Here is an 18,803-nt window from a genome sequence, read left to right as displayed (position 1 = left end):
GTGTAGATCGAAGTGAAAAAAGAGACGTAATAATTTATGAACAGCCTCTCCCACCGGAATACGATACGGATCTTGCTCCGCATGACGCGAGCACAGAAAACCGCCCTCCCTGACAGAGAAGGCGACAAAATCTGTTTCTTGATGACAAATAGCACATGTATCAAAGTACGGGTGCATCCCTAATACGGGAAGCATTTTCGTTTGATAAATTAATGATAATGCTTCTGGGTCAACACCCTCACACATATAATGCAACGTTTGATATAACATTTCAAATAAATACGGATTATGCTTCTTATCTTCTGTTGCTTTATCAGTTAATTCGATAATAAATGATGCATAAGCAGTTAAAAATATATCCTCGCGAATTTCTTTCATAGATGAAATAATCTCGCCTTGTTGCAAAGTTCCAAGTCCAGATCCAATTTGAATAAGAAAATGACCATGTGTCATAAGTTGCGAAATAGCCGCTAACCGACTCTTCGGTTTTTTCGCCCCTCTTGCCATTGCACTTACCTTACCAAATTCCCGTGAGTATATTGTAACAATCTTATTTGTTTCTCCGTAATCTGTTGTACGGATGACAATGCCCTCAACTTTTTGAAACATGTTCGTCACCATCCAAGGTTTGAACAAAACGGGTCAAGAAATTGGAGAGTCTAGATGCGCTAACTCCTCTTCATGTTGATCCATCTCATCGTTTACGTCTTTTTCCATTTCTTTCAAAAGCAAATACGTTTCAATGCTTCCTGTTTTGGAGAAAAACTTCCAGGTAAAATCTAGCATAAGAATCCACCTTTCTCAATAAGCGTAGCCTATAAAGCAATTTCTTTTGTTGTTATTAAATTGACCCATTTTGTTCATTTTCATGTGAGAAAAATTTTTCCTAATTTATCAAGGTTCATAAAAACCAATAATCAGTGGATGAACAAAACACCCACTGATCACAACTTTACTTCATATTAATACTCGTCTTCACGGAAACCAAGGTCACGAAGCTGTGACATCTTATTACGCCAATCTTTTTGCACTTTCACCCATACTTCTAAAAATACTTTAGAACCAAGAAGTGCTTCAATGTCAAAGCGAGCTCGCTTACCGACTTCTTTTAACATCTTCCCTTGCTTACCTATAATAATTCCTTTTTGTGATGCACGTTCAACAACAATCGTTGCGTTTATATAAACCGCTCCGCCCTCACGCTTTTGAATTGCATCAATAACAACCGCTACAGAATGCGGTACTTCTTCGCGTGTTAAATGTAATACTTTTTCACGAATAAGCTCTGCAATAATAAATCGCTCTGGATGATCCGTTACTTGATTATCCGGGTAGTATTGTGGTCCTTCTGGTAAATACTTTTTAATCGCTCCAATTAACGCTTCCACGTTATTACCGTCTAATGCAGAAATTGGTACAATCTCTGCAAACTCATGTAGTTTACGGTATTGATCAATTAACGCTAATAATTGCTCTGGATGAACTTGGTCAATTTTATTAATTACCAAAAATACCGGTTGTTTCGTTTCTTGTAATTTCTCAATAATAAATTCCTCACCACGACCAAATCCTTCAGTTGCATTGACCATAAACAGAACAATATCAACTTCTTTCAATGTCGTTTGAGCCATCTTCACCATGAAATCGCCTAGTTTATGTTTAGGTTTATGTATTCCTGGTGTATCAATGAAAACTACTTGTGAATCATTTTCTGTATATACACCTTGAATTTTATTACGAGTTGTTTGTGGCTTATCGCTCATAATGGCAATTTTTTGGCCGATAATACGATTTAAAAATGTAGATTTCCCAACATTCGGTCTGCCAATAATAGAGACAAAACCTGATTTATAACCTTTTCTATTCATGTAAATCCTCCGCTAAAAATGCTCCTGGTAACAATTCTCCGACTGTTGTCTCTTGAACATCACCATGTAAGTTTGATAGGTATACTTTCGTATCCTGTTTACATAATTCTACCATAACTTGTCGACATGCTCCACAAGGAGGTACTGGACGCTTTGTATCTGCTACGACTGCAATAGCTACAAACTCGTTATCCCCTTCAGAAATCGCCTTAAATAACGCTGTTCTTTCTGCACAGTTACATAAACCATATGATGCATTTTCAACATTACATCCACGATATATTTTTCCATCCTGAGTTAGTAAAGCTGCACCTACTTGAAATTTAGAATATGGTACGTACGCTCGTTTACGCGCTTCGGTTGCTTCTTGAATTAATTGTTTGCTATTCATATTCCCGCATCCTTTCCGTTCACAGATGTGAATAGATACACTCTTCCATTAAAGGCCTTCACGGCGCTCCAAAAGCTTAATAAAAGCTTCGGAATGCAACTATACCATATACGGTAAAAAGATAATAGCACCAATTACAGCAGCTATAATTGCAAACAATAAAACTGCCCCCGCCGCAACATCCTTTGCAATTTTCGCAAACGGATGAATATCAGCGGTTGCTAAGTCTACTGTTTTTTCAATAGCCGTATTCACCATCTCTAAACTCATTACAATCCCTATCACAATAAGTAATACAATCCATTCCGTTGTTGTAATATGGAAATAAAAGCCGCAGCACATAACAATGACTGCGGCTAAAGAATGAATTTTCATATTTCGTTCATAACGAAGACAAAAGTATATACCAGCTATAGCATATCCAAAACTGTCTAAAAGTTTTCCTTTTTTCATCGCCCTAATCCAAAGGCCTCTAAAATTTCTTTTTGTCTTCCAAACATTTCTTTTTCATCTTCTTCTGTCATATGATCATAACCAAGCAAATGCAAAAAGCCATGTAGTGCTAAAAACCCAAGTTCTCGATCAAAAGAATGTCCATATTCTTCAGCTTGTTCTTTTGCTCTTGGAATAGAAATAATAAGATCTCCTAACATACGCGGCATTTCCGCACCGACAATTTCCATTTCGCCTTCTCCCATTTCTTCCATAGCGAAAGAAATAACGTCCGTAGGCTGATCCTTATCTCGGTAATCACGGTTTATTTCACGAATACGTTCATTATCTACAAACGTAACCGATAATTCTGCTCCTTCTTCTATCTTTTCCATTTGGGCTGCTTTCTCTACCAACCCTCGAATCAAGCTTATATACTCGTCTTTCACTTCTTCTGTTTCATCAATAAAATCAATTAATAAACTCATTCTTTCTCCTTTTCTTCCGGCGGTTCCGGATATGTAATACGGGAATGGAAAATACCATTTAACGTTTCACATAACGTTTTTCCAACGATTTGTAGTTCCTTAAATGTCAAATCACATTCACTAAATTGACCATCTTGCAAACGATCTCTAATGATACTTTGCACTAAATTATTGATTTGATCTGGCGTTGGATGATTCATTGAACGTACCGCCGCTTCTACACTATCAGCAATACCAACGATTGCCGACTCTTTAGAAGTTGCTTTTGACCCTGGATAGCGGAACATTTCCTCAGTATATTTCTCTTTATCTTCTTTAATCGCCTTATAGTAAAAATATTTAAGTAACGTTGTACCATGATGCTGTCCAGCGATATCGATAATTTCTTGAGGTATATGGTGTTCTTCTAACATTCTCACCCCATCGGTTACATGAGCAATTATAATATCTTTACTCGTTACAGGGTCTAATCTATCATGCGGGTTTTCAATCCCCATCTGGTTTTCAATAAAAAACTGCGGTTGTACTGTTTTCCCTACATCATGATAATACGCCCCTACACGCGCTAATACTCCGTTTGCTCCAACCGCTTCACATGCAGCTTCTGAAAGATTGGCTACCATTACACTATGGTGATATGTACCTGGTGCTTCTAATAAAATTTTGCGCAAGAGCGGGTGATTCGGACTTGAAAGTTCCATCAACTTCATACTCGATACAATCCCAAGGCCACTTTCTAAATACGGTAAAATTCCCATAGCTAGAACAGAAGAGATAATCCCTGAAACTGCAGCCATTAATAATTGTATCCCAATTTCAAGAGGCGAAAAGTTCCCATTTCGCAATAATAACAACGCCGCTAATACGACTACATTTAATACAGAAACGAGTATACCAGCTTGTAAAATCATCGTACGACGATTTTTTTCTCTCAAGAAAATACTAACTGATAATGAACTTAATAAAACATAAATCCCCACACTATAATTTAGTGTACTCGTTACACCTTCATTAAACATAATACTTCCGCACACAGAAAAGATCATACTCGTTAAAAATACAAATCGATCACCAATCATTAATTTTACAAGTATTGTTCCCATCGCAACTGGAACAACATACGCGATTCCTGCATATTCAAGCTTTTGAAACAAACTAATGATTTTCATTAGAACAATCGTAATAGACAAAATTGTGATGTACGCTAAAACATACGGCCTATCTTCTCTTTTCCGCTGTAAAAACACTTCAAATTGCTTATGCATAAAGTACAATAACACACAAATAAGTACAGCCAGACCAACATAAGGTTGGAAGGTATTGCCCTTCTCTAACAATCCGGCTAACTTCAACTGCTCATATGCTTCTCGTGAAATCGTATCGCCTTCTTTCACAAGAACTTGCCCTTGAAGAATAAAAACTGATGCAACTGAATCTTCCGCTATTTTTTGACTATCTTTTGTCGCAGCTGAATCATAAAAATAGTTCGCTGTAACCGCATACTTCCCTAGTGCATTCACCGCAACTTTTAAATCACTGCTTATACTTACGCTACTCATTTCAGTAACAAATCGTTCTCTTGCAACTTCTTCTTGATCCATCTTAATGTGTTCACTCATAATTTTATTAACCGCTGTTACAGCTGCATCCTTCGCCAATGACAATTGACTTGAATCAGCATTAATAAATTTCAGCAATATCGAATCTGTTAAGCTTTTCGCTAAATCTGTTGGTAATTTCTTCTTTAACTTGTCCAATTTATCCACATCAGAAATTTTTTTATACTCGTCTGGGCCAGTCGATTTAGCCTCTGCCTCTACTTCACTTACCGCATCAAAGACGGAATTTACAATATCCACTTTATTTTGCTTATATTCGCTTTTATATGTATATTTATCCTCAACCTTTTGAGCGGCTTCTTTTTTCTTTTTCGCTGTTGCGGATTTATCTTCAATTTTAACAGGAGAGTGAATTGTTTTTTTAGCAATATCGAGCTCTTTAACATCTAATTGCTCTGGTTTCACATTATTCATAAGTGCAAAAAACAGTACCGCTCCTAATAAAACGTAAGAAATCCAACTTAGTTTTTTCGAATGTTGTAAATTACGAAACCACTTAGAAATTTCTTGAGATCTTGACATGATTTCAATACCTTCTCCTCTCCAGAAATAAAGTGAAACTATTTATAGCTTTCATTTCTTCCAGCCAACGATGCTTTTTAGGACCATATTTTTATAGACCATCACCTATAGCTTGTTTCCCTCGTCTTTAATGATAGTAAAAAATATGTCATTCGCCAACCTTATCATACAAAAAGAAATGATCCTGACAAATAGGATCATTCCATTTTATCATATGCCTCAATAATACGTTGCACTAACGGGTGTCTCACAACGTCCGTTTGTTCCAATGTAATGAACGAAAGACCTGATACACCAGATAAAATATTAGCAGCAATAGAAAGACCTGACTTTACCCCTTTTGGCAAGTCTACCTGTGAGGGATCCCCCGTAATAACCATTTTAGAACTAAAACCTAATCGTGTTAAAAACATTTTTATTTGAACACCAGTTGTATTTTGCGCCTCATCTAATATAACAAATGAATCATCAAGAGTACGCCCTCTCATATAAGCAAGAGGTGCAATTTCAATTACACCACGTTCCATCATACGTTGTGTATATTCTTGTCCAAGAATATCATGTAACGCATCATATAGCGGACGTAAATACGGATCTACTTTTTCTTTCAAATCACCTGGTAAAAACCCTAAGCTCTCTCCAGCTTCTACAGCAGGTCTTGTTAAAATAATTTTCTTTACATACCCTTGCTTTAAAGCTCTCACAGCCATTACTACGGCTAAGTATGTTTTTCCTGTCCCAGCAGGCCCTATCCCAAATACAATATCATTCTTTTTCATTGCATGAATATATCGTCTTTGCCCCATCGTTTTCACACGAATGGATTTACCTTTTGCCGTTTTAAAAATTTCCTCTTCATATAACTCTTCGAATTGAGCAATTTTCCCTTGTTGCCCAAGCTGAATCGCATACGCAACATCTCTTTCCGAAATTGATACACCTTTACGGATAACAACAAGTAACTGTTGTAAGATTTTTTCTACGAGCACCACAGTTTCATCTGCCCCAGATACACGAACAGATTCTCCTCTAGTCACAATCGATACACTAAGTTCTCGTTCAATTACTTTTAAATGAGCATCATTTACCCCAAAAAGAGCGATTGCTTCGTTAGGGTTTTCCAATTGTTGGTTCATTTCTACTAATTGTTCTGCCATTACTCAGTCTCCTTGAATATCGAATTCAGATATTGGTTGTGGCTCTGCAATATTTTCAATCACTGTATAATGTAATGTGACCTTTAGGTGATCCGCCTCAACCTCTTTACTCAAAATGTTATCACTTACAATCATAGCATGTTCATCCAATTTTTTCTTCAGTTCTTTTTCTGCCATCTCTTTCGCTACTTTCATCGCTTGTTTTTCGGTATATTCTCGGTTCGCTTCTTCCTCTTCTCGTACAATATCTTTTTCATATGCAACTGGTAATGTGAATCCAAATAATTTCACATCATGTTTTACACTTTCAGTACGAGAGCGTTTATACTTATCCTGTTGAAATCCCCATATTTTTATTTTAGCACTCCCAAATTTAAGAAAATATTCATTATACGAATTACCAGTATACACTTGAAATTGCGTCTTTAACGGAACATCCACCTCAGATTTATACCACGTTTCTCCATATACAATCCCTTTAGCCGAAACAATTGTCGGATTCTCCTCATTACCATACATCCCCGAGACGAGAAGTTGCCCCTTTTCTACATGGTCATTTTTCATGACAACAGGCTTCCCAACTTCCACAAATGTTTTTGTAATAATCCCTTCTTTTTTTGCTACTAAGTTTTGTGGCTGTTGTTCACTTTCTTTTTTCGGTTCATTTTTTTCAACAATCTTAAAATGATATGTTGTCCCTCTTATTTCTAATCCCGCCCAAGTAATCGCATTAATATTGTCTGTCAAATGACGTTGAACATCTTCTACACTCGGCATTTGGAACTGTAATTTCCCCTTTTTTATACCCATTTTGTCCAATTCTTTCATCAATATATATTCCGTTTCAGGTTTTGCTCCTGTAATTTCAATTTTCCACACCATATTTGACAATGCGATCATTCCGAAAAAAAATATTAAAAACCCAATTAAAAATCCACTATTTTTAATTAAACGCTTATTCCAAAACGGAAAACCGTAACGTCCAATAAAATATAATTTACATTCATTTTTTCTATAAATTGGTTTTATCTTTTTCACATCTCGTAATAACATACAAAAAACTAACGTTTCATCAGCTATCTTCTTTACATCCCAAACTAGTAATTTCCTCCGCACACACTCGTTAACAAAGCGTTCCGCTCCTCTACCTTCAATTCGCACCTTTACATACCCAAGCCATTTTATAAACCATTTATTTTTCATCGACTATCTCCACTACCTTTCTAAAAGTAGATACACTACTTTTCAATTCGATTATCAAACTAGCTCGTACTAAATTAGCAGATTCCTTGATTCTCACTAATTATTAACCTTCACGAGCCAATTTTTTTACGTGGAACTCAATTCCCACCTATCCTCTTTGTACGAACCGAATATTGAGGCCAGAACGTTATCACCTGTTAATACAAGGTAAAGAAGAAAAACTTCACAAACGGAAGTTTCTCCTCACTCCTCTTTCTTTTCATTTTCTAAAAACGTCACTTGTTCAATAATCCCTTCAAGCAACAGTTCTTCTGGAAGGATTGTTTTAATAACAAAGGATTGACCTTTAATTAATAATTGACCATGTTTCAATAGCAATCTTACCTCTTTATCTGAAAACACTAATAATCCTCGATGATTTTCTATATAGATATGTACTTGCCCAACAAGCGTGATCCGAGGTAGATCCATTAACACATCCACTGGCAGGTCTATTTGCTTCGTTAACCAATTCTTCATTTGTTCTAATTTCTTCATCTCAAAAGACCCCCTCTCATCCCATATGTATGAAAAAAGAGCTTGTAATATCACGTCCAAACTGAAAAAAGCATAAAAAAACGTCTCATACGAAATGAGACGCTTTTTTATGCTAATAGCTGGATAACCAACTTATTCACAAGTGATCCGTCTGTTTTACCTTTTACTTTCGGCATAACAGCAGTCATCACTTTACCCATATCTGCTTTAGATGTAGCACCAACTTCAGAAATAACTTGCTTAATTATATCCGCTAGTTCTTCTTCTGTTAATTGCTCCGGCAAATATGCGCTTAAAATCTGAATTTCACTTTGCAGTTTATCAACAAGGTCTTCACGACCAGCTTTTTTAAATTCAAGGAGGGAGTCCTTATACTGTTTTACTTCACGAGCTAAAACTGTTAATTCCTCTTCTTCAGTAAGAGTATGTTGCAGTTTAATACCTTCATTTTGTAAAGCAGCCTTAACCATACGAATAACGGTTAATTTTTCTTTTTGTTTATTCTTCATCGCTTGTTTCATATCATCGTTTAAACGACCGAGAAGACTCATAACTTACACCCTCTCTTAGAACTTACGCTTTCTTGCCGCTTCAGATTTCTTCTTACGTTTTACACTTGGTTTTTCATAAAACTCGCGCTTTCTTGCTTCAGCAAGTGTACCAGTTTTAGAAACCGATCTTTTAAAACGGCGAAGTGCATCCTCCAAAGACTCGTTTTTACGAACGACTGTTTTTGACATTCTCTTTCCCTCCCTCCGAAACATCACACTTACATACTAACTTCAGCATGCAAAAAGAAACACTTCTTCAGCATGTCTTTTACGATTATAATACATTTTATCACTTCAGGTCAACTATTTGGCAGAATAAAAGAAGAATTGATGCTCTTCCTTTTCCAAAAACTATGTTGATAGCCGTTATCTCTTCCCCTAAAAATAAATATTTTTTTATCATTGGATCTTTTTTATACAAGGATACGCTCAAAAACCACTCATTTACCGAACAACCCACTGCATCTTCTTTCAATACTTAACTTCTCCATGAACGAAAAAAGCACGCAAACCCTTGTCGTTTGCATGCTTTTTATCCCGCTATTTGTGGGCAGTAAAACTCCCACCTCAAAATTCGGCTGGAGCAAAGAAGTTAGGTGGGAGTCGGGCTGCCCGTAAACGCCCGATTGGTGAGGGCTAATAATCAGTGAGGGATGAACACCCCCACTGATTAAAGTTTCACTTTATTATGCGCTTGCTGATTCTTTTCTTACATCATCTTCAAGAACACGAACAAACTGCGCTTCGTTATATGGATAACCAGCTTTTGTAATTTTTACTTTTACTAGCTTACCAATCAATTCTTCAGATCCTTCAAACACAATTTTTAAGTAGTTATCTGTATAACCTACATATAAACTTTCACGGTCACCATCTTTAAATGTCTCTTCCGGAATGATTTCAAGTACTTCACCTTCAAATCCAGAAGCATACTCTTTCGCTAATTGATTAGATAGCTCAATTAGACGGTGAACACGATCGTTCTTCACGTCTTCAGGAACTTGATCTTCCATACGTGCTGCTGGAGTACCTGTACGTTTCGAATAAGGGAAAACGTGTAATTCAGAGAAACGATTCTCTTTAATGAAATTGTACGTTTCCATGAATTCTTCTTCTGTTTCACCTGGGAATCCAACAATTACGTCTGATGTAATCGCAAGCCCTGGTAACGCTTCTTTCAAACGATCTAAACGCTCTTGGAAAAATTCCATCGTATACTTACGGCGCATACGTTTCAATACAGTATTAGATCCTGACTGTAATGGAATATGCAAGTGACGTACAACTACTTCTGATTTATCTAACACTTCAATTACTTCATCAGAAATTTGACTCGCCTCAATAGAAGAAATACGAAGACGTTTCAATCCGCTTACTTCCGCTTCCATATCACGCAGTAATCCTGCTAAGTTATACTCTTTTATATCTTCACCGTACCCACCTGTATGAATACCTGTTAATACGATTTCTTTATAGCCCGCATCTACTAATTGCTGCGCTTGTTTAATAACTTCTTTTCCATCACGAGAACGCATTAAACCACGCGCCCAAGGAATGATGCAAAATGTACAGAAGTTATTGCAACCTTCTTGTATTTTTAAAGATGCACGTGTACGGTCCGTGAAATATGGTACATCGAGCTCTTCATATACACGTGTTTTCATAATATTGCGGACAGCATTAATTGGTTGACGCTCTTGACGGAATTCTTCGATGTATCCTAACATCTTCTCACGATCTTGCGTACCAACAACAATATCTACACCTGGAATTGCCATAATTTCTGCTGGAGATGTTTGTGCATAACATCCAGTTACACAAATTACCGCATCTGGATTTTGACGTACAGCACGTCTAATTACTTGACGGCTTTTTTTATCTCCAGTATTTGTTACTGTACATGTGTTAATAACATATACATCAGATTTTTTTTCATATTCAGTTCTTTCATAACCACCTTGTTTAAACAATTGCCAAATCGCTTCTGTTTCATAGTGGTTTACTTTACAACCTAACGTGTGGAACGCAACAGTTGCCATTGATTATCACCCCATCAATTCAAAATGATAAGAAGCGGCACTTAACGCATAAAGCGGAGCCGTTTCTGTTCTTAAAATTCTTGGTCCTAAACTACATGGTACAAATTTATGTTCACGAAGTGCGGTTATCTCTTCCTCCGCTAAACCGCCTTCCGGCCCAAATACAATCAGCAGCTTTTGGCCTGGTTTAATCGTCGATAAAGCTTTCGCAAAATTAGATTTCTCACCTTGTTTCGCTTCTTCTTCATACGCAACAAGACAAACATCATACTCGCTACTCATCGACAGCAGTTGTTTAAATGATGAGGGAACGTGTACTTCTGGAATTTCACTTCTATGCGATTGTTCCGCAGCTTCTTTTACAATTTTTTTCAAACGCTCAACTTTTTTATCTGCTTTTTTCGCATCCCACTTTACAATAGATCGAGATGCTTGAAATGGTAAAAATGCAGCTGCCCCAAGCTCAGTTCCTTTTTGAAAAATTAACTCTAGCTTGTCTCCTTTCGGCAGTCCACTTGCAATCGTCACGAACACAGGAAGTTCGCTTGACGCCTCTACCCATTCTACAATAGTGGTATCCACAAATTCACTGGTAATTTCAGCAATTGAACACTCTGCTGTTTTACCATTTACACAGCAATAAATGTGGTCACCAGCTGACATACGCATCACTCTTGCGATGTGATGAACATCATCACCCATTATACGAATACTTGTCTCATTTACATATTTCTCTTCTACAAAATAACGTTGCATATAATCACCTTAGTAGAGTTTCGTTCCTTTCGTAAGTCAACACTTACGAAAAGAACGAAACGTTATCATTTTCATATAACAAACGGCAAGTCCCTCACCTTATACGGTGAGAGACTCCCCTGTTCTTTATAGACTAAAATCTATATTACGCATTTCGTGCAATAATTGCTACCCAATCTTCCATTCGAAGCACTTCTTCAATTGTAAATCCAGCTTTTTCTAACGCTTCAGAAATTACTTTTTCTTTCGCCCCAATAATACCAGATGTAATAAATAATCCACCTGGCTTCACAACTCTCGCTGCATCTTCAGGGAATAGAAGAATAATTTCCGCTAGTAAATTTGCTACGATTAAATCAACTGGACCTTCAATACCTTCTAATAGACTATTCTGTCCAACATTGACAATGTCATCTGTTTTATTTAAGCGCACATTCATTTCTGCACTTTCAACTGCAACTGGGTCTAAATCATACGCTTGAACAGAAGCCGCACCTAATTTTGCCGCAGCAATACTAAGTACCCCTGAACCTGTCCCCACATCAATCACAGTATCACCTGGCTGAACCGTTTTTTCTAACGCACGAATACACATCGTTGTTGTTGGATGTGTCCCTGTACCAAACGCCATACCTGGATCTAATTCAATAATTTTTTCATCTGGAGAAGACGGTGTATACTCTTCCCACGTCGGCACAATTGTGAATGTATCAGAAATTTGAACTGGATGATAATACTTCTTCCAAGCAGTAGCCCAATCTTCCTCATCGACTTCATTAATTGTAATATTTCCTGTACCAATTTCGATGTCGAAAGATGGTAGTGCATCAATAGATGATTTTACACCTGCAACCGTTTCGTGTAAAGAATCCGTTTGTGGGAAATATGCTTTTACCAAAACACCCTCACTTGGATATTCATCTGGGTTAAGTGCATAAATCTCACCGTATTGTTGCTCGCGCTCTTTCGTCAACTCCGCTGGGTCTTCAATCACAATCCCGCTAGCGCCTGCTTCATGCAAAATATGAGAGACAGCTTCTACTGCTTCTTCTGTTGTATGAATACTAATTTCTGACCATTTCACAATTTACCAACTCCATTTTTTATTTCCATTATTCCCCTTTGAAAGCACGTTTAAGCTTTCTGAATAAGCTATCATCCTGCTCTTCTTGCCCTGCAAATTCACGCAATAAATCTTTTTGATGTGAAGTTAATTTCGTCGGCACAACAACACGAACGACTACATATTGATCTCCTTGACCATATCCACGTACGTTCGGAGCACCTTTTCCTTTTAAGCGAAATTCTGTTCCTGTTTGTGTTCCTGCTGGAATTTTCAGCTTCACTTTGCCATGAACGGTAGGAACTTCTACTTCCGCACCAAGTGCCATTTGCGCAAATGTTAATGGCATTTCGCAAATAATGTGATCCCCTTCGCGCGCAAAGAATTCATGATTTCTCACATGAACAACAACATATAAGTCACCTGCCGGTCCGCCATTTACGCCTGCTTCACCTTTTCCAGATACACGAATTTGTTGACCATTATCGATACCCGCTGGAATTTTAACATTGATTTTTTTGCGTTTACGAACTTTACCAGAACCATGGCATGTCGTACATTTCTCTTTAATCATTTGACCTGTTCCTGAACAATGCCCACAAGCTTGACGGTTTACAATACGCCCAAATGGTGTATTTTGTTCTACACTTACTTGCCCTGCTCCTGAACAATGTTTACATGTTTCCTTTGAAGTTCCTGGTTTTGCTCCACTACCCTTACAAGTATCACATGGATCTTCCACTGGAATCTCAACATTTAATTCTTTACCAAAAATAGCTTCTTCAAACTCTAAAGTAACTTGATATTGTAAATCAGCACCTTGACGCGGAGCATTCGGATCACGACGTCTGCCGCCACCGCCACCAAAGAATGAGCTGAAGATATCTTCAAATCCGAAGCCACCACCGAAGTCGCCTCCACCGAAACCTTGATTCGGACCCGCGTGACCAAACTGATCATACTGCGCACGGTTTTGATCGTCACTTAATACTTCGTATGCTTCTTGTACTTCTTTAAACTTTTCAATTGCATTTTCTTCTTTACTTACGTCTGGATGGTACTTTTTAGCCAAACGACGATACGCTTTTTTTATTTCATCTTTAGAAGCACCCTTGCTAAGTCCAAGGACCTCATAATAGTCTCGTTTATTCATAAATTTGCAACCCCCGAATCTTTCACATAAACGTAATTTTAACACCGAAAGAAAGTGCTTTGCAACAAAGTTTCCTCACTTACAGTATGCAAAATAAAAAACTTAAGATCCTCACACATTTCTTCTTATTCGTGAAAAAAGCCAAAGCCAAGGCACGCTTGACTTTGACTTTTTGTCATCTTACTTATTTTATTTCACTTTATTACTTGTCTTCTTTTACTTCTTCAAACTCAGCGTCTACTACATTATCTTTTTTCGCGCCAGCGTCTTGTGCTCCTTGTGCACCTTCTGCTTGCCCTGCAGCTGCTTGAGCTTGCTCGTATAATTTAACAGTTAATTGTTGTACGATTTCTTGAAGAGCATCTTTTTTCACACGGATTTCTTCAAGTTCGTTTTTCTCGATTGCCGCTTGTAATGCTTCTTTCGCTTCCGTTGCTTTCGCTACTTCAGCTGCATCTACTTTACCTTCTAAATCTTTTACAACTTTGTCTGTTTGGAATACAAGTTGGTCAGCTTCGTTACGAAGTTCAACTTCTTCCTTACGTTTTTGGTCAGCGTCAGCATTTGATTCCGCTTCTTGTACCATACGATCTACTTCTTCATCAGAAAGACCTGAAGAAGATTGGATTGTAATAGTTTGCTCTTTACTTGTTCCTAAGTCTTTTGCACGTACGTTAACGATACCGTTCGCATCAATATCGAATGTTACTTCGATTTGTGGAATTCCACGTGGTGCTGGCGGAAGGTCTGTTAATTGGAAACGACCTAATGTTTTGTTGTCAGCTGACATTGGACGCTCACCTTGTAGTACGTGAATGTCTACCGCTGGTTGGTTATCAGCAGCTGTTGAGAATACTTGTGACTTACTTGTTGGAATTGTAGTGTTACGCTCGATTAATTTCGTGAACACACCACCCATAGTTTCGATACCTAAAGAAAGTGGAGTTACGTCTAATAATAGAACGCCTTCTACATCACCAGTAAGTACGCCACCTTGAACTGCAGCACCTAATGCTACAACTTCATCTGGGTTTACACCTTTGTATGGCTCTTTACCAGTTTCACGTTTAATTGCTTCTTGTACAGCTGGGATACGAGTAGAACCACCAACAAGGATAACTTTATCTAATTCGCTTGGAGAAAAACCAGCGTCTTTTAATGCACGACGAGTTGGCTCTAATGTTCTTTCAACAAGACCAGCTGAAATTTCTTCGAATTTAGCTCTTGTTAACGTTAATTCTAAGTGTAATGGACCAGCAGCTCCAGCACTAATGAATGGTAATGAAATTTGTGTTTGTGTTACACCAGAAAGATCTTTCTTCGCTTTTTCAGCTGCATCTTTCAAACGTTGAAGTGCCATTTTATCTTGGCTTAAATCAATGCTATTTTCTTTTTTGAATTCAGCTACTAAATGATCGATGATAACTTGGTCAAAGTCATCTCCACCAAGACGGTTGTCACCAGCAGTTGAAATAACTTCAAATGTTCCATCTGCTAACTCAAGGATAGATACGTCAAACGTACCGCCACCTAAGTCATATACTAGAATTTTTTGTTCTTCATCTTGTTTTTCTAAACCGTAAGCAAGTGCTGCTGCTGTTGGTTCGTTAATGATACGCTCTACTTCTAAACCAGCAATACGACCAGCATCTTTTGTCGCTTGGCGTTCTGCATCGTTGAAGTATGCTGGTACTGTAATAACAGCTTTCGTCACTGTTTCACCTAAGTACGCTTCAGCAGAAGCTTTTAAGTTTTGTAAAATGATTGCAGAAATTTCTTGAGGTGTATAATCTTTACCTTCAACTTCTACTTTATAGTCTGTACCCATATGACGTTTAACAGACATGATTGTATTTGGGTTTGTAATTGCTTGACGTTTCGCAACTTCCCCAACTTGACGCTCTTCATTTTTGAAAGCTACAACAGAAGGTGTTGTACGGTTTCCTTCTGGATTTGGGATAACCTTTGGTTCTCCACCTTCCATAACAGCTACACAAGAGTTTGTTGTACCTAAGTCAATACCGATAATTTTACTCATAGCGAATCCTCCTACATTTATGTAAATTATTGATTTACTTTTACCATTGATGGGCGAATCACACGGTCTTTTAGTTTATAGCCTTTTTGGAATTCCTCCACAACCGCGTTTGATTCAAACTCACTGTCTTCTACTTGCATAACAGCTTGGTGCTCATGAGGATCGAACTGTTTACCAACAGCTTCAATCGCTTCAACACCTTCTTTAGTCAGCGCTTCTAACAATTGACGATGCACCATTTCCATACCTTGTAATAAGGACTTCATTTGATCATCAGTTGCTTCCACTTGCATTGCTCTTTCAAAATTATCAAGAGCTGGCAGAATATCTGACACAAGACTTTGTGCTCTATATTTTTCAGCAGCCTGTTTATCCATTTGAACGCGGCGCTTATGATTTTCAAAATCAGCTTGTAGACGTAGTGTGCGACCTTCCGTTTCCGTTAGTTTCGCTTGTAACTCATCTACTGTTTCTTGTAAAAGAGCAGCTTCACTTTTTTCTTCTACAGCTTCTTCACTGTTGTCTGTTGTGACAGCTTCTTTCACTTCTTCTACCACTTGTTCGTTACGCTCTTCCACAATTTTCACCTCCTTAAAAGGTATTAGGTATCACGCTTAGCACGATTACCTAAGCATTATATATTACACACAGCAATGAAATTTCCATCACTTGAGCGAATGTATTACTCTCATTTATTTTTTAAGTCCATCAGTAAATTGCCTTGTAAATAACTGCAACAAACTAATTACACGAGAGTATTGCATTCTCGTTGGACCTAAAATCGCAATCGTTCCAAGTTGCTCTTCTCCAATCGAATACGTTGCAGAAATTAAACTACAATCTTCCATAGCGATCGAAGAATTTTCCCTGCCAATTTTCACTTGAATACCTACTTGTTTATGACGCAAAATATCATAAAACTCAGCTTCGTTATCAATCATCGTCAGCAAGGATCTTACTTTTTGAATGTCATGGAACTCTGGCTGCGAAAGCATATTTGCTTTTCCTCCAAAGTATATCTTTTCCGATAAAGGAACTTGAAATGTACCATCCAACATTTTTATTGCACTATCGTAATTATGAACATACCCACGCAAGACTGTAACAATCTCTTTAAAGATTTTATTATGAAGTTCTGCCATAGGTATACCAGATAGCTTTTCATTTAAAATATTAACCATTTTTTCTAAATCTGATAAATCAACAGATTCCGGAACGGTAATCGTTTTACTTTGCACATGCCCTGTATCTGTTACAATAATAGCGACTGCTGTTTGACGATCAAGCGGTACAATCTGTACATTTTTAAGTTTATTTGTGCTCAATTTCGGACCAAGAACAATGGCCGTATAATTCGTAAGCTCTGATAAAATTTGAGCTGATTGTTGTGCAATTTTTTCTGCTTCAAAAATTCTTTCAGCAAATAAATCTTTAATTTGTACAATTTCATCGGTCGGTAAGTTTTGTGGCGCTAAAAGATGGTCTACATAAAAACGATACCCTTTTTCAGAAGGAACACGCCCAGAAGAACTATGCGTTTTTTCAATAAATCCTAGTTCCTCTAAATCAGCCATTTCATTTCGAATAGTAGCTGAACTAAACGTAATTTCATCTTTCTTAGCCAACGTCCTCGAACCAACTGGTTGCGCTGATCCAATAAAGTCATCAACAATCGTTTGTAAAATTAAGAGCTGACGTTCCGTAAGCATCTCATCATCACCTCTGTTAGCACTCTTTGTCTTCGAGTGCTAAATCTATTAATAACTTACCAAAATTGACATTCAATTGTCAACGGAAACGTCACGAAATAACGAAACTTTTTCACACTTAGGGCACATTTAATTAATCAATCAAAAATGACTGGAATACTTCATTCCCTAATAGTTTCCCTTTCCTCGTTAAACAAACATGTCCATCTCTGTTTTCAAGTAATCCCTGTTCTTGATTACTTTGTAACTGCTTTGCAAAAACATGATCCATCTCCACATTAAATCTCTTTTGGAATTCTAACTTAGAAACACCTTTTGTTTTTCGAAGTCCTAAGAACAACTCTTCTTCCATTTTTTCTTTCTCTGTCACTGCGTGAACATCTAAATATGGAAATCCTGTCTCATCAATTTTAGTGAAATATTGCTTGAGCGGACCTACATTTTGAATTCGTTCCCCGTTCACATAGCTATGCGCTCCAGCTCCAAATCCATAATACTCTTCATTATTCCAGTATGTGAGATTGTGTCTACTTTCATTATCACCTTTTGAGAAGTTACTAATCTCATACTGGTTATAACCATTTTTCTCCATTTCATCCATTACCATTTCGTACATTTTCGCTTCATGGTCTTCACCTGGAAGTCTTAATTTCCCTTTATTCATTAAGTTATAAAATACGGTTTTCGGTTCCACAATTAAGGAATATGCTGAGAAATGTTGTACACCAAGCGTAAAGGCAATGTCTAATGTTTCCTTTACATCTTCTATCGTCTGTCCTGGCAGAGCATAAATTAAATCTACATTAATATTTGTAAAACCGACTTCCTGCGCTTCTCGAATTGCTACGAATGCATCTTCTCTCGTATGCCTGCGTCCAATCTTCTCAAGTAGCTCATCACGAAACGTTTGCACACCAAAACTAATTCGGTTTACTCCACCTTCTAGCAATAAGTTCAACTTCTCTTTCGGTAAATCACCTGGATTCGCTTCAAATGTTAATTCACAATTCGGCGCAAATGGACGCAAACGACGGTTAATGATGTCGAGTAGCTGTTTTGTTTGCTCCATATTTAAAGCTGTCGGAGTTCCTCCGCCAACAAAAATCGTTTTCATACTTTTAAACGGTACTTTTTGAACCGTATTTATTATTTCTTTCTCTAAATATTGTAAGTATTGATCAACCGGTTGGCGTTCAATAAATACTTTATTAAAATCACAATAGTGACAAATATGCTGACAAAATGGAATATGAATATATGCAGCATTAATAATAACA

The 18,803-nt window shown here is 37.4% G+C and carries 21 protein-coding genes; all 21 read right to left on the bottom strand.

Annotated features, from left to right (window positions below; translation table 11 throughout):
- Nucleotides 1–609 (bottom strand): DNA repair protein RecO (gene recO / locus V7038_RS00470; protein WP_335468716.1); only part of this gene is annotated, 609 nt, incomplete at its 3' end.
- 33 nt (nt 610–642) lie between these two features.
- On the bottom strand, nt 643–786 hold the full coding sequence (locus V7038_RS00465; RefSeq protein ID WP_000883924.1) for a YqzL family protein: 144 nt from the start codon (nt 784–786) through the stop codon (nt 643–645).
- 176 nt (nt 787–962) lie between these two features.
- The gene (gene era / locus V7038_RS00460) at nt 963–1,868 is read right to left on the bottom strand and encodes a GTPase Era (RefSeq protein ID WP_002111885.1); all 906 of its coding nucleotides are present in this window, start codon (nt 1,866–1,868) and stop codon (nt 963–965) included.
- The gene (locus V7038_RS00455; protein WP_002111886.1) at nt 1,861–2,259 is read right to left on the bottom strand and encodes a cytidine deaminase; all 399 of its coding nucleotides are present in this window, start codon (nt 2,257–2,259) and stop codon (nt 1,861–1,863) included. Before V7038_RS00455 ends, era begins: the two co-directional genes overlap by 8 nt.
- Nucleotides 2,260–2,358: 99 nt before the next feature.
- On the bottom strand, nt 2,359–2,712 hold the full coding sequence (locus tag V7038_RS00450) for a diacylglycerol kinase family protein (protein WP_002111887.1): 354 nt from the start codon (nt 2,710–2,712) through the stop codon (nt 2,359–2,361).
- Nucleotides 2,709–3,179 carry an rRNA maturation RNase YbeY gene (gene ybeY / locus V7038_RS00445; RefSeq protein ID WP_002111888.1) on the bottom strand — a complete coding sequence of 157 codons (471 nt, stop codon included), beginning with the start codon at nt 3,177–3,179 and terminating at the stop codon, nt 2,709–2,711. The genes V7038_RS00450 and ybeY overlap by 4 nt, the downstream gene beginning before the upstream one ends.
- A complete protein-coding gene (locus V7038_RS00440; protein ID WP_002111889.1) occupies nt 3,176–5,320 on the bottom strand; it encodes an HD family phosphohydrolase in 2,145 nt (714 codons plus the stop codon). The genes ybeY and V7038_RS00440 overlap by 4 nt, the downstream gene beginning before the upstream one ends.
- Nucleotides 5,321–5,517: 197 nt before the next feature.
- Nucleotides 5,518–6,477: a PhoH family protein gene (locus tag V7038_RS00435; protein WP_002015189.1), complete on the bottom strand. Its 960-nt coding sequence runs from the start codon at nt 6,475–6,477 to the stop codon at nt 5,518–5,520.
- Between the two features lie 3 nt (nt 6,478–6,480).
- Nucleotides 6,481–7,680, bottom strand: a complete 1,200-nt coding sequence (yqfD, locus tag V7038_RS00430; protein ID WP_002111891.1) for a sporulation protein YqfD — start codon at nt 7,678–7,680, stop codon at nt 6,481–6,483.
- 243 nt (nt 7,681–7,923) lie between these two features.
- Nucleotides 7,924–8,217, bottom strand: a complete 294-nt coding sequence (gene yqfC / locus V7038_RS00425) for a sporulation protein YqfC (protein ID WP_002088680.1) — start codon at nt 8,215–8,217, stop codon at nt 7,924–7,926.
- Between the two features lie 107 nt (nt 8,218–8,324).
- Nucleotides 8,325–8,768 (bottom strand): GatB/YqeY domain-containing protein, encoded by a 444-nt coding sequence (locus V7038_RS00420; protein WP_000054578.1) that lies wholly within the window; start codon nt 8,766–8,768, stop codon nt 8,325–8,327.
- Nucleotides 8,769–8,783: 15 nt separating this feature from the next.
- Entirely contained in the window at nt 8,784–8,957 is a 174-nt protein-coding gene (gene rpsU / locus V7038_RS00415) for a 30S ribosomal protein S21 (RefSeq protein WP_000048061.1), read from the bottom strand.
- Nucleotides 8,958–9,057: 100 nt separating this feature from the next.
- Nucleotides 9,058–9,243, bottom strand: a complete 186-nt coding sequence (locus V7038_RS00410; RefSeq protein WP_033714028.1) for a hypothetical protein — start codon at nt 9,241–9,243, stop codon at nt 9,058–9,060.
- A gap of 211 nt (nt 9,244–9,454) precedes the next feature.
- Entirely contained in the window at nt 9,455–10,807 is a 1,353-nt protein-coding gene (mtaB, locus tag V7038_RS00405) for a tRNA (N(6)-L-threonylcarbamoyladenosine(37)-C(2))-methylthiotransferase MtaB (RefSeq protein ID WP_335468709.1), read from the bottom strand.
- A gap of 6 nt (nt 10,808–10,813) precedes the next feature.
- Nucleotides 10,814–11,563, bottom strand: a complete 750-nt coding sequence (locus V7038_RS00400) for a 16S rRNA (uracil(1498)-N(3))-methyltransferase (RefSeq protein WP_002111902.1) — start codon at nt 11,561–11,563, stop codon at nt 10,814–10,816.
- Between the two features lie 145 nt (nt 11,564–11,708).
- Nucleotides 11,709–12,647, bottom strand: coding sequence for a 50S ribosomal protein L11 methyltransferase (prmA, locus tag V7038_RS00395; RefSeq protein WP_002111903.1), 939 nt, complete (start codon nt 12,645–12,647; stop codon nt 11,709–11,711).
- Nucleotides 12,648–12,675: 28 nt separating this feature from the next.
- Nucleotides 12,676–13,779, bottom strand: coding sequence for a chaperone protein DnaJ (gene dnaJ, locus V7038_RS00390; RefSeq protein ID WP_335468707.1), 1,104 nt, complete (start codon nt 13,777–13,779; stop codon nt 12,676–12,678).
- A gap of 202 nt (nt 13,780–13,981) precedes the next feature.
- Nucleotides 13,982–15,817 carry a chaperone protein DnaK gene (gene dnaK, locus V7038_RS00385; RefSeq protein WP_002111905.1) on the bottom strand — a complete coding sequence of 612 codons (1,836 nt, stop codon included), beginning with the start codon at nt 15,815–15,817 and terminating at the stop codon, nt 13,982–13,984.
- Between the two features lie 26 nt (nt 15,818–15,843).
- On the bottom strand, nt 15,844–16,395 hold the full coding sequence (gene grpE, locus V7038_RS00380) for a nucleotide exchange factor GrpE (RefSeq protein WP_070146885.1): 552 nt from the start codon (nt 16,393–16,395) through the stop codon (nt 15,844–15,846).
- 114 nt (nt 16,396–16,509) lie between these two features.
- Complete coding sequence (gene hrcA, locus V7038_RS00375; RefSeq protein ID WP_002067157.1) at nt 16,510–17,526, bottom strand: heat-inducible transcriptional repressor HrcA; 1,017 nt, start codon at nt 17,524–17,526, stop codon at nt 16,510–16,512.
- 133 nt (nt 17,527–17,659) lie between these two features.
- Nucleotides 17,660–18,799 carry a radical SAM family heme chaperone HemW gene (gene hemW / locus V7038_RS00370; RefSeq protein WP_335468718.1) on the bottom strand — a complete coding sequence of 380 codons (1,140 nt, stop codon included), beginning with the start codon at nt 18,797–18,799 and terminating at the stop codon, nt 17,660–17,662.
- Between the last annotated feature and the right edge of the window lie 4 nt (nt 18,800–18,803).

The sequence above is a fragment of the Bacillus sp. JJ783 genome (assembly GCF_036963225.1).
Lineage (GTDB): Bacteria > Bacillota > Bacilli > Bacillales > Bacillaceae_G > Bacillus_A > Bacillus_A cereus_U.
This window is presented reverse-complemented; position numbering and strand designations above follow the sequence as displayed.